The 13,028-nt window shown below is 36.1% G+C and carries 11 protein-coding genes; 6 read left to right on the forward strand and 5 right to left on the reverse strand.

Going from position 1 to position 13,028, the window contains the following annotated elements; translation table 11 throughout:
* Positions 1-366: 366 nt before the first annotated feature.
* Positions 367-1,032: a helix-turn-helix transcriptional regulator gene (locus tag SJ312_RS11525; protein WP_094962715.1), complete on the forward strand. Its 666-nt coding sequence runs from the start codon at positions 367-369 to the stop codon at positions 1,030-1,032.
* 163 nt (positions 1,033-1,195) lie between these two features.
* Here the strand turns inward: SJ312_RS11525 and SJ312_RS11530 are convergent, their stop codons facing one another.
* The 4 genes from SJ312_RS11530 to SJ312_RS11545 form a co-directional block, all read right to left on the reverse strand.
* Positions 1,196-2,689 carry an aldehyde dehydrogenase family protein gene (locus SJ312_RS11530; protein ID WP_110592453.1) on the reverse strand — a complete coding sequence of 498 codons (1,494 nt, stop codon included), beginning with the start codon at positions 2,687-2,689 and terminating at the stop codon, positions 1,196-1,198.
* 28 nt (positions 2,690-2,717) lie between these two features.
* The gene (locus SJ312_RS11535) at positions 2,718-3,086 is read right to left on the reverse strand and encodes a cupin domain-containing protein (protein ID WP_094962713.1); all 369 of its coding nucleotides are present in this window, start codon (positions 3,084-3,086) and stop codon (positions 2,718-2,720) included.
* A gap of 51 nt (positions 3,087-3,137) precedes the next feature.
* A complete protein-coding gene (locus SJ312_RS11540) occupies positions 3,138-4,442 on the reverse strand; it encodes an FAD-binding oxidoreductase (RefSeq protein ID WP_319867764.1) in 1,305 nt (434 codons plus the stop codon).
* 338 nt (positions 4,443-4,780) lie between these two features.
* Positions 4,781-5,524: a helix-turn-helix transcriptional regulator gene (locus tag SJ312_RS11545; protein WP_110592454.1), complete on the reverse strand. Its 744-nt coding sequence runs from the start codon at positions 5,522-5,524 to the stop codon at positions 4,781-4,783.
* A 264-nt stretch (positions 5,525-5,788) separates the two neighbouring features.
* Between SJ312_RS11545 and SJ312_RS11550 the strand changes: the two genes are divergently transcribed.
* Complete coding sequence (locus SJ312_RS11550) at positions 5,789-6,733, forward strand: nucleoside hydrolase (protein WP_319867766.1); 945 nt, start codon at positions 5,789-5,791, stop codon at positions 6,731-6,733.
* Between the two features lie 44 nt (positions 6,734-6,777).
* Here the strand turns inward: SJ312_RS11550 and SJ312_RS11555 are convergent, their stop codons facing one another.
* Positions 6,778-7,764: a glycosyltransferase gene (locus SJ312_RS11555; protein ID WP_096865187.1), complete on the reverse strand. Its 987-nt coding sequence runs from the start codon at positions 7,762-7,764 to the stop codon at positions 6,778-6,780.
* A gap of 292 nt (positions 7,765-8,056) precedes the next feature.
* Here SJ312_RS11555 and SJ312_RS11560 point away from each other — a divergent pair, with 292 nt between their 5' ends.
* The 4 genes from SJ312_RS11560 to idi all read left to right on the forward strand — a co-directional run bounded on the left by SJ312_RS11560 (position 8,057) and on the right by idi (position 12,436).
* Positions 8,057-8,971: a DUF808 domain-containing protein gene (locus tag SJ312_RS11560; protein ID WP_110592455.1), complete on the forward strand. Its 915-nt coding sequence runs from the start codon at positions 8,057-8,059 to the stop codon at positions 8,969-8,971.
* 372 nt (positions 8,972-9,343) lie between these two features.
* On the forward strand, positions 9,344-11,101 hold the full coding sequence (gene narX, locus SJ312_RS11565) for a nitrate/nitrite two-component system sensor histidine kinase NarX (RefSeq protein ID WP_319867768.1): 1,758 nt from the start codon (positions 9,344-9,346) through the stop codon (positions 11,099-11,101).
* A gap of 19 nt (positions 11,102-11,120) precedes the next feature.
* Positions 11,121-11,777: a two-component system response regulator NarL gene (gene narL / locus SJ312_RS11570; protein ID WP_004905790.1), complete on the forward strand. Its 657-nt coding sequence runs from the start codon at positions 11,121-11,123 to the stop codon at positions 11,775-11,777.
* A 143-nt stretch (positions 11,778-11,920) separates the two neighbouring features.
* Positions 11,921-12,436 carry an isopentenyl-diphosphate Delta-isomerase gene (gene idi, locus SJ312_RS11575; RefSeq protein ID WP_110592457.1) on the forward strand — a complete coding sequence of 172 codons (516 nt, stop codon included), beginning with the start codon at positions 11,921-11,923 and terminating at the stop codon, positions 12,434-12,436.
* The last annotated feature ends 592 nt before the right edge of the window (positions 12,437-13,028 follow it).

The raw sequence follows: 13,028 nt of genomic DNA on the forward strand, positions 1-13,028 counted from the left end.
GAATGTGAATTTTTTGTAAAAACAAAGTAACTACATATCCACTATAGAAATAAGCCTAAACAGGCTGCTATCGTCCTAAAGAACGATACCTAGAGAGAGGGGAAATAAAATGCAACTCGCGAAAAGTACCCATATTCTAAAGGGCAAAAAAAATAATCAAAGTAATATCAATATGTAGCAAATAAATTACTCATTAATATATTAATAAACAACTCCCTAAAGATACCAAAAAGCACCAAATCAATATTTATGGGGTTTTCATCAGTTTTAAATACTGTTATCAACTTCACGTTATTAATATGTTTATTTTATGTTAACCGCATTAAGAGGCATGATAATAATTCGATTAATACGCAAGGGAATATGATGACTTCACCATTATTCGAGCCTCATCAACAAACATTAATTGATTGCTGCCTAAATACCATTGCTCATATTATTCCGGTTTCCGCATTGGTGTATTACCTCGTGAATGATCATTGCCAGCCAGATAACTACGTTCTTCATGGGATCTCAGCAAAAATGCACGAAGAATATCTCACTTATTTTCACCAATTAGACCCTTTGCACCCTGACCATTTTCGCAGTGATGACTTACGCTTAGTGAGAATGGATTCTGAAATACGCCAGCAAAATCAGGCTTTTTTCCATGATTTTATGCAGCCAAATAACATGGCTGATATGGCAGAAATATTTATTCGCCGTAAAAATAAAATTATTGCGGGGATTTCGGTGCTGCGAGACAGCCCATTTAGCCAGCAAGAAATCATGCGATTAAATGCTATCTTGCCTGTCGCTGAACTAATGACATTCGATGTGTTACCCGACTCGCTAGTGTCTTATACCCCTAAAGAACAAGAAATCATCCATTTAGTACGGGAAGGCGCAAGTAATAAGCGAATTGCATTATTATTGGGAGTTTCACTATCAACAGTGAAGACTCACTTACGCAATATCTTCACTAAAGCGAATGTGACGAACCGAACCGAGCTTGTATCATCAGGGTTTATCATTCGCCAAGAAAAGCTCTAATTTGTTTAACGACCACCTACGGCATCTATTTTCATCGCTTTTTCGACAATTAATCATTATCAACCTTCTTCATAACTCACGCTTTTACTTTTCCTGTATTGAAATACAAAAAAAACCGGCACGATGGCCGGGAAATGTTGATTAATTAAATATAAATCGAACACTAATAACGCACCATGACAGATTTTAACTCTGTGTAATACTCAATAAAGGTACTACCAAATTCACGGCCAATACCCGATGACTTAACACCACCAAATGGGACTGCTGGGTCAAGGAAGGTATGCATATTCACCCATACGGTTCCCGCTTCAATGCGTGAAATCATACGCATCGCTTTACTGAGATCATTTGTCCATAAACTCGCAGCTAAACCAAATGGAGTGCTATTCATCATCTCAATAAGTTCTTCTTCATCATCGTAGCTTAAGAAAGTCCCTATTGGCCCAAATGTTTCCTCTTTCATCAATACATCATTTGGGCTATTAGCACGAATAATGGTTGGAGGCACAAAATACCCAGCACCTGCAATGGGCTGACCACCATAAATAATTTCACTGCCATCTTGGCGAGCTTTTTCAAACAGACCTAAGATTTTTTCATAGTGCGCTTTATTTGCCAGCGGCCCCATTTCGGTTGTTTCATCTAATGGAGAACCCACTTTCATCGCAGACAAACGTGTTTTTAGTTCCGCTAATACTTCATCCATCAATTTAGAGGGAATATAGAACCGCTCAGCAGCCGCACAAATTTGTCCTTGATTTAGATATCCCGCTTCAATAATCCCATTAACAATTTTTTCAACCGGTAGGTCAGCTAAGAATGCAGCGCCGTTTTTCCCACCAAGTTCAAGTGTGACTCGGGTTAATTTACCTTCCATCGCTGAGCGCCCTACCGCCAGACCTGTTGGTACTGAACCCGTAAATGTCACTTTAGAACAAAGTGGATGATGAATCAGTGCAGGCCCAACTTCACGACCACCACCATTCACGATATTAATTACACCGTCAGGTACCCCTGCCTCTTTTGCTAATTCCACCACCCTTAGCATAGTTAGCGGGGTAAATTCACTTGGTTTCAACACAATCGTGCAACCGCATGTTAAAGCGGCAGCTAATTTCCAAATGGAAATCATGATCGAAAAATTCCAAGGAATGATACCGGCGACAACGCCAACGGGTTCACGCTGAGTAAATGCAGAATATTTCTCACCATTAAAAGAAGGCAATGAGACATTCAATGTCTCTCCACTGATTTTTGTCGCCCAACCGGCAAAATAACGCAAGAACTGGGCAGATGAGCCCACTTCAAGAAAACGAGATAATTGAATGGTTTTACCTGAACATAACGTCTCTAGCTGGGCTAATTCTTCAAGGTGTTTTTCAAGTAGGTCAGCAAGGCGGTTTAAGCAATTCCCTCTTTCCATTGGTGTGGTATTTGCCCAAACCCCTTTAAATGCAGTATGAGCCGCATCCATTGCGGCATCAACTTCGGCTAAAGTCCCTTCTTTTACTTTAGCAATAACCTGTTCAGTGGCAGGGTTAACAACATCAAAAAAAGTATCGCCCTTGCCAGAAACCGGTAACCCGTTGATAAAATGGCCGTGTTGACGCTTCAAGAACTCGCTGACTTCTGGTAATAGGGTTAACTCACTCATTGTTATCACTCCACTCAATAGAAACTAATTAGGCATTTACACAAGCTAGGTAATGTTTTACGAAGCGTGGTGCATCAATTTCCCATAAAACTTCGGTACCTTTCGCAGCAAACCATGTATCGCCTTTATGGTATTCAACCGTCACACCGGTTTTCACATCCGTTAACTTCACCGAACCTTCATGGACTGTCGCCATTTCATCAAATGGATACACCATTTTGAACTTACCTTTAGTGCAAGCAAAAATACCACAGGTTAGATTATCCGTTGGTTCACCGTGGATCATCGCAACACTCGCTTGAGGGTCGCCTTCAACAACCACAGAACCTAAATTTGTCACGCTACCAATATTTAATAGTTCTGGCAGTGGTTTGTTTAACAGTAATGGACTAATCATAATTTTTTTACCTTTAATCGATTTAAATAAACTAGTTAGGCGGATAACGAATTAACGGCGACCTTGCCAATAACCGGATGTTTGATGCATTATTTTTGCCAGTGAAACAGTCACATTACGCATGCTATCTTTACCAATAATATTGGCGTGCGGGATAGAACTCATTAAGTCATAACGATGAGAACCTTCTACCATCCCTTCAGCCAGGACTTTGCACACAATCTGGCTAGGCGTAACACCAAAACCTGAATAGCCCTGCGCATAAAACACATTTTTATGTTGTGGTAATGAACCAATTTGTGGAAATAAATTTGCACTACATGCCATTGGTCCACCCCAAGCTAATTCAATTTTGACATCTTTGAGATAGGGAAAGACTTTTAGCATTAGGTTACGATTCCATGCTTTAAGGTCAGATGGAATGTATTCAAGAAAATGCGTTGAACTGCCGAATAAGAGGCGATTTTCATTCGTCACTCGGTAGTAATCAATAACTGGACGAATATCACTATAAGCACCACGGATTGGGCTAATTTGCTCGATCAATTCATCAGGCAACTCTTCCGTCATTAATTGATATGCGTAAGTATTAATGGTCTTAGGGTAGATCGTCGGCTCAAGGCCATTTAAAAATGAATCACAAGCCCACAGCATTTTTTGTGCTTTGACCGTTCCCATCGCAGTTCTAACCTTGATGGTATTACCATACTCAACATTTAATACTTGGCTATTCTCAAATATTTTAGCGCCATATATTTCACTAACCGCTTTCGCTTCACCTAACAATAAGTTCAATGAATGTACATGCCCACCGCCCATGTGTTTGATACCACAGGTATAAGCATCAGAACCAATAATCTGTTTTAGTTCTGAGCCACTGTAAAACTCAATTTCTTCCTCAGGATCGACAGACTTGAAATCTTTTAGCCAACTACGCAAAGTCTTTTCTTGGCGCTTATTGCTTCCTAAGTATGCATAACCACGGCAAAAGTCTGCATCAATATCATATTTAGCGATGCGATCACGCATGATCCCTGCACCCATATTACTGAGTTTAAAAATTGTTTCTAAACCCTCTGGCCCGACATATTTTTTAATTGCATCGATGTCATGACCAATACCCGCCATCACTTGGCCGCCATTACGCCCTGAGCCACCGTAGCCAAGATGCCGTCCTTCCAAAATAGCGATATTGGTAATCCCTTTCTCACACAACTCAAGTGCGGTATGGATCCCAGAAAAGCCGCCACCAATAATCACGACGTCAACATCAAGATCTTCCTTTAATGTAGGAAAACGTAAGTCATATTTCTTAGTCGCAGCATAGTAAGTCAATGATTCTACTTGGTTATTCATTATGGATACCCTGTTTAGTATCTTTCGATAACCTGATTATCTTAACCTTACATTAACAATTACATATCCCTTTAGGGACATTCGAAACATAAAGTTAACAATTGTGATGCAAGTAGAATATTTAAATAATAATAAAATTTACAAAATCAAAAAATATAAGATTATAAACAATTAGTTATACAAATATTACCATATTAATAATGATGATTATTAATTGAATTTAAGTTTATTAAGGTCATCTAGACAAAAACAAAAAAATAACGCAGCAATAAAAAAGATAACAGCCATAAAACACTTTTAAATCATTAGGTTAAAATAAATATAAAAGCATATTATACTTAGCTTAACCTATTAATTAATAAGTTAAACAATTCAACCTGTGAATTAATACTTAATTTTTGATAGATATTCTTACGGTGATTTTTCACTGTCCCTAAACTGATGAAAAGTGCCTGTGCAATTTGTGGTGAACCTTTACCCGCTAAGATTAATTCGACAACTTCACACTCTCTCGGTGTTAACCCAAATCGTGTTTGCATGTCTGTATTTTGGTAGTGATTCGACACCGAAGAAGGAGAAACATCTTTATGAAGTTTGACCATGCTACGAATGATATCGAAGGCGTCTTTAAGTGGCGCTTGCGTATATTTTTCCGAGAAAAAAGGCCTATCTTCATTACCAAAAAAAATACCTAACTGCCTATTAGTTGAAATATCTAACAGCAACCCTGCCTCATCGCACCACCCTGTTTTACGATAAAAATTGAGATAATAGTCCGTATGATAAAATCCTTTAGGTGCGAGTTCTTTTAGTGTTAATACTTTAGAAGCCCCGCCTTTTTGGATTTCTTGGTAGAATGGGTCCATTAAATAAGCACCTCGTTGATAGATTCTGTTAATACTATCGCTATTACGGCGCTCTACTTTGGAAAGAAATCGAGGTGGAGCTCCTTTTTCAAAGGAGTAAACAATCGCATTATCGAATGCAATAAGTGAAGACAACCATGATAATAAATTAGGATAAAACTGATTAGTTGCAACAGAATCAATAACATCAGGTAATCTTTCTAGATAGTTCTCCATTCTGCCTCCTCAATCATTAAGTCGTTAATAAAACCATCTGGGCGGTTTCATTTATATTGCTTAAAACTACATAAAGAACACATTATCTTTATAAACTCAACACGATTGTTATTAATATGTTAATCACATCACTCTCCATTAGTAACCCTAATGAATAATTTCATTACATTAGTATTCATAAAAATAGAACTTACATCACATAAAAATAAATATATCCATATATTATGTCAATTAAACGTAAATAACCTAATAAATGGAGAAATAATGTCTAACAATAAAATTATTATCGATTGTGACCCCGGCCACGATGATGCAATGGCAATTTTCTTAGCATTAGGCAATTCAAATATAGAGTTACTTGCGGTAACTACAGTCGTCGGAAACCAAACATTAGATAAAGTTACTCATAACGCACGCGCAATTATGGAATTCGTTAGTGCAAATGATATCCCTATCGCCGCAGGTTGCTCTAGGCCACTAGTGAGAACAATACAGACTGCGCCAGAAGTTCATGGTACAACAGGCCTTGACGGTACTCATCTCCTCGATCCCAAGCTCCCTATTGATCAGCGCCATGCTGTTGACCTAATTATTGATACACTCAAATCACATCCGCCTAAAACAATTACTCTCGTTCCTATTGGTGGGCTAACAAATATTGCTTTGGCAGTGAGAAAAGCACCTGAAATTGTAGAATTAGTAAAAGAAGTTGTTTTAATGGGAGGAGGCTACCATACAGGCAATCGAACTGCAGTCGCTGAATTCAATATCCTTATAGACCCTGAGGCTGCTCATATCGTGTTTAATGAAACTTGGCCTATCACTATGATTGGGTTAGATCTTACACATCAAGCAAGGCCAGACGACCAAATAATGGAAACAATTGCAGCGTTAAATACACCTGTAAGTGATTTTGTTGTTGAATCCCTAAATTACTACACTGCAGGTTACCGCAGACGTAATGGCTATACTAACCATGCCCCTGTCCACGACCTATGTGCTGTTGCTTATGTTATCGACCCATCCATAATGGAAACGATTAAAGCTCCGATTGATATCGAACTGCAAGGTGCTTTAACAACGGGTATGACGGTGACTGACTTTCGCCACCCCGCTAAAGCAGATTGCCACACGCAAGTCGCTACAAAGTTAGATAACCCAAAGTTATGGGATATGTTTATTGCTTCTCTAAAGCAATTAGCAAAATAGAAACAAAAAAGGTAGCCTATAAAAATAGCTACCTTTTCAGTAAATTATGATTTGATAATTTCTTTTAGTTTTGTGTAACGTCTAATTAATCGCCATTTTAATTTTACTGTAGTTGCATGCGCCCACACAATTTGCCAATAACCTTTATCAAAAAATAGTTGTACCATTTCCTTCTGTACATCTGGTGATTTGATGGCTAATAGCGCTTGAATCACCCCTAAGCCTTCCTTTCCTACCTGCCATAAACAAGCAGGGGCTTGTTTAACTTGTTCAGGATAACGCTGGTAAATATTTAACAGCATATCAATAATCTTCAAATAGGTTTTTATCTTACGGACTGAGCGCTCATCACCACTCAATGAGTGTGAAACAGATTGGTTATGGATTAAATATCGATAGTATTGTTCATTAATAAATTGCACGCGCTTTGCTACGAGCAACACTTCTGTTGTCCAAGGAATGTCTTGGTGATGTAATTTGGGCTCAAAGAAAAATTTGTGTTGGCGCAACATGTCTAAACGATATAAATTCAGCCAAGTTACATGCAAAAACTTGCGTGAACTTAAGCCAATTTCAAGCCACTCAGGGCCTGAAATCACCCCAGTTGACGGGACTTTATTCGGTGGGAAAATTGCCTTTGGAGCATCGCCATTAGTATAAACATAAGTCCCATTACAAGTTGCAACATCGAGGTCATTTGATAATGCGATTTCTAATAAACGCCCATACATTTGTGGGCTAATTTCATCATCAATATCAGGAAATGTAATGTATTTTCCCGTAGCCTCAGCCATCCCCGTATTACGAGCAACTGAGACACCTTGGTTTTCTTGATAAAGCACTTTCAAATGTACAAATTTATCTGCATAAGACTTAATGATATCTTCACTTTTATCTTTAGAGCCGTCATTTACAACGATCAGCTCCCAATTTTCTAACTTTTGCGCAATTAAGCTATCAAAAAACTGAGGTAAAAATTTTTCACCATTATATACAGCAACGACAATACTCAAAACTGGCTGAGAAGACATGTATTAACCCTATACCTATCTATTAAAATTTATTTATAAACTAAATAATTAAACCGAATATAAAGTAAAATAGCAGATAGCAATATGTTACTTTACTAAAATTAATAAGTTAGAAAAGAAAAAACCATATTGGTTCCACTGTCATAAAAATTTAATAATTCAAAATTCAGACTTATCAGTTGCAGTGGAATTATCTTATTTGTACATATGGTTTATGTTGTAGTGAACTAATTATCCATTAACTGACCTAATAAACATTAATGACACCTTAAAAAATATTGAGGATAACCCTGTGGCTGGAAGTAGCTTACTCACATTACTTGATGATATTGCCGCTGTACTAGACGATGTTTCCGTCATGACGAAAATGGCTGCCAAAAAAACCTCTGGGGTTTTAGGTGATGACCTCGCGCTAAACGCCCAGCAAGTCACAGGTGTTCGTGCAGATAGAGAGATTCCTGTTGTTTGGTCCGTTGCTAAAGGGTCATTTATTAATAAATTAATACTTGTTCCTTTAGCATTATTAATCAGTGCCTTTCTTCCTTGGGCTATCACACCACTACTTATGATTGGTGGAGCCTACCTTTGTTTTGAAGGCGCAGAAAAAATCACTCATAAGCTCTTGCATTCTAACGTAAAAGATACTGTTTCCCAAAATCAATTACAGTTATCAGAAGAACAACTTAAGGAATTTGAAAGTAAAAAAATTAAAGGGGCTATTCGTACTGATTTTGTTTTATCAGCCGAAATTATTGCCATCACACTAGGTATTGTTTCCACTACCACTTTTATCAACCAAGTGGCCGTACTCTCTATCATTGCTATCGTAATGACTATCGGTGTATATGGCTTAGTTGCAGGGATTGTCAAATTAGATGACTTAGGCTTTTATTTACAGAAGAAAACCTCTTCTTTATTAAAAAAATGTGGTAATTCATTAATTTATGCCACTCCTTATCTGATGAAAACATTATCTGTTGTAGGGACTGCCGCGATGTTTATGGTCGGTGGTGGTATTCTAACCCACGGTATCAGCTATATTTCAGAATGGATCACCGAAATATCCTTTACAGCAACCTTAACGCCTATCATTGGCAGTACTATGCAGTTTATCTTACCAACTATAATTAATTTATTTTTTGGGCTAGTAACAGGCCTAATCCTTGTTGCGATAATCTCACTATTCAAAAAATTTAAAAAAGCTTAAAACAAAAAGGTAGCTCTATCGATTAGGGCTGCCTTTCTTTCTATCATTGATATGATTATCAAAGACACTTTCGATGTATATTATTTTACATATTGATTTACTTCGATATTTAAACTGATCTAAATCAAAAGAAACTCATCTTTAATTTACGCTATAATACGTAAACCTATTTCCAGTCAAACCAAATTTAATCTTATATATCAATAAATAAAAGCATAAAACTTAAAGAAAAATTTTATTTTTTATTATCTATATCGTTATAGATCCAGAAAATTACTACCAAAGTAGTATATTTAATATTCGACCCTTTATGAACAATACGAGAAATATGCATTTTAAGTTCGCTAGCGCTACTCTTTAAGGAAGTGACACATGCCCACACTGTATCGTCGATTTTCAATTATTAACCAAGTGATCGGCCTTATGCTACTTATTGCGATCTTAGGAATTATTGGGATGACGATTTCCAATCGAATGATTTTAAGTGTACAGGGTAACGCTCATGCAATAAATAAATCTGGTTCACTACGAATGCAGAGCTACAGATTGCTTTCTCTAGTCCCTTTAAATACCCAGAATCAGCGTTATCTCGATGCATTAGAATCTGACCTCATCAGCCCAGAGCTGACTCAAGTTGTAAAGATCGAAAATTTAACGCCTCAATTTGATGAACTCTACAATTATTGGTTACATATCTTAAAACCCTCATTAATGGAAGCAAATGCACCTAACGATGCAAGATACGAAGTTATATCATTTGTAAGTAAACTAGATGAATTAGTTCATAACATTGATGAGAAAACGGAAAGAAAGATTGCTTATGTTGCCATGACACAACTGATTTTTATCAGTTTAGTATTCTTATTACTGATGGGAACTATCTGGCACCTGAGAAGAAAAATTTATTACCCATGGGTTAAATTATTATCAATGGTCAATGCAATTGGACGAAAAGATTTTAGCCAACGCTACCCTAAAAATAATAGGCAAGATGAATTAAATGCGCTAGGAGAAACTCTGAACCAGATGTCAGATGAATTAGCGCTAAGTTATCATCAGCTTGAAGAAAGAGTCGCAGAAAAAACTGCAGACTTAATCACAAAAAATAAGGTGTTATCTTATTTATATCAATCAAACCAAATCCTTCATTCCTCGGATCCCCTCTACTTGCGATTACAAAAAGTTCTTATTGAACTAGAAAACATTACCATACTCAAAAATCTGAGTTTACGGTTGTATGAAGAAAGCAATGAAGCATATTTTCATGAAATATGCTGCCATTCAACCGGATTATCTGAAGCAAATACAAAGCAACTAAAACAACAAGTCACAACCGAGAAACCTCTTAGCTTGCAATGGGATTTATCAGACAATATGCATCGTTATGGCATTATTATTGGTGAGATTGAAGATAATCAAATACTTTCAGATGAACAAAACAATCTCGTTTCTGTTTTAGCAAAACAAATTTCTGGCATGTTAGCAATGGAACACCAAATAGAACAACAGCAACAGTTGCTTATCATGGATGAACGTTCTGCTATTGCCAGAGAACTTCATGACTCTATCGCCCAGTCTCTATCTTGCTTGAAGATGCAAATTAGTTACCTGCAATTACAACCTGATCCATTACCAGAAAAGCCACAACAGTTGTTAACGGAAATGCGCAGCGAGATTAATACCGCATATAGTCAATTGAGAGAGCTATTAACCACATTTAGGCTTAAATTAACGGAGCCAGGTCTGCTCCCCTCATTAGAAAGTACCATTAATGAATTTAGCGAACGTATGGGGTATAAAATAGACTTAAATTACGACCTACCCGCAAAAAGTATTTCACCGCATCAATCTATTCATATTATACAAATAGTCCGAGAGGCATTAACCAATATTTTAAAACATGCTAATGCAAAATGGGCTGAGGTTTCATTAAACCAGTATGATGGTATTGTGACTATTATAATTACTGACGATGGTACAGGGATCACGTCAAATACTGATAAACTTAATCATTATGGGCTTATTATTATGAGAGAAAGAGCATTAAGCCTTAATGGCAACTGTTGTATTACACCTAGGCCTCAAGGTGGAACAGAGGTAAAAGTTACCTTCCCTTTATCTGACGCTTAACATACCGGAAAAATCATCTATGGAAAATACAAATATAGTGAACGAAAAATCAACCATTCTACTTATTGATGATCATCCGATGCTAAGAAATGGAGTCAAACAATTGATTAGTTTGGAACCTTCATTACAAGTTATCGGTGAAGCGGGAGATGGTAAAACAGGTATCCAAATCGCTGAAGAGCAAGATCCTGACCTTATCTTACTGGATCTCAACATGCCAGGCATGAATGGTTTTGAAACTCTTGATGAACTTAGGAAGCGAGAGTTGTCAGGTAGAATTATTCTTTTTACCGTTTCTAACTATAGTGATGATTTAGTCAATGCACTAAAAAGAGGTGCAGATGGTTATTTACTAAAAGATATGGAACCTGAAGAGCTTATCGTAGCCCTTAAAGAAGCAGCAAGCGGTAAGTTAGTTGTTAGCCCAACATTAGCATCTGTACTTGCTGAATCACTAAGAGATAACACCACACAGGATGACAATAATATTGCTTCATTGACACCAAGAGAAGCCGATATTTTAGAACTGATCTCTCAGGGTTTATCAAATAAAATGATAGCTCGTAAACTAGATATCGCAGAAAGCACAGTAAAAGTACATGTTAAACATTTACTTAAAAAACTCAATTTAAAATCAAGGGTCGAAGCTGCAGTTTGGGTTTTACAACAAAAATAATTTTATACTCGCAGCTATATAACCTTATGATAGCTGCGAGTAAAAAATAATTATGTTTATTAGTAAATAGCTCTAATATGCAAACTTATATTTTTAATTATACTAAACTACTGAAATCATTTTTATGAAGGAAAATAATATAAATGGAAGATGAATTAATTTTAGTAAATGAACATGATGAACCTATTGGTGTTATGCCTAAATTATTGGCGCATCAACTCGGTCATCTGCACCGAGCATTTTCAGTATTTATTTTTAATGAGCAAAACGAGCTACTGATTCAACAGAGAGCTCTTCATAAATATCATTCAGCTGGGCAATGGGCAAATTCTTGCTGTAGCCATCCTAAACCTAATGAAGATACTCAGAAAGCCGCTGAACGTAGACTTCAAGAGGAGCTAGGCTTTGCCACTCCATTAACGCATATAGGTTCCTTAATTTATAAAGCTGATGTTCAGGGAGGATTAATTGAACATGAGTATGACCATATCTTTATTGGACATTATAACAAGAATATCCAACCAAATAGAGAAGAAGTCTCATCTATAAGGTGGGTAAATATTACTCAATTAAAACAAGAGATCCTTCTTAATCCTGAAGCTTTCACACCGTGGTTTAAAAAAATATTGGAAGAATTTCCTTTATTAGATTTCAAATAAATATGTTTTATCATATTTTTATTTATAACTTAATTTTCTAATCTTGCATTTTAATTATAAAAATATTTATCTAAACCTAAAAATATTATAAAAAACACATTATAGATGAAAAATAATTTAATTAATTATTCTTAAATCATTAATTAATAATAGCACTAGTTTAATTTCAGGATAGAAGCATGATAAATTTGTTAATATTTAATATTTCACCACCTTCAATAATAAATATTATTCTTAACTTTAACTTATCAAATACATTCTATTTATCAGTAAAATTCCATTATATTATCCTATTTATATAATAAGTAATCATATAAAATTCACTACAACCTTGCTAACTATATTTTTTGATTCTTTTACCAGATATATCTAAATTACCAAATATGTTTTTAATTACCATAACAAGTGAGTTGTTACTCACTACTTTATATCTACTAAAAACATTCCCCATCTCTATACATTAGCAATAAATTACCTATTCTATGGTATACAATGCTATGTATTTAAACGTCCAACTCCCCGTCACTAGTGAGCTGTTACTCACTACTTTATATCTGCTAGAGACATTCCTCATTTCAATACATTAACAATA

Source organism: Providencia sp. CIM-Carb-044 (genome assembly GCF_033901115.1).
GTDB lineage: Bacteria > Pseudomonadota > Gammaproteobacteria > Enterobacterales > Enterobacteriaceae > Providencia > Providencia hangzhouensis.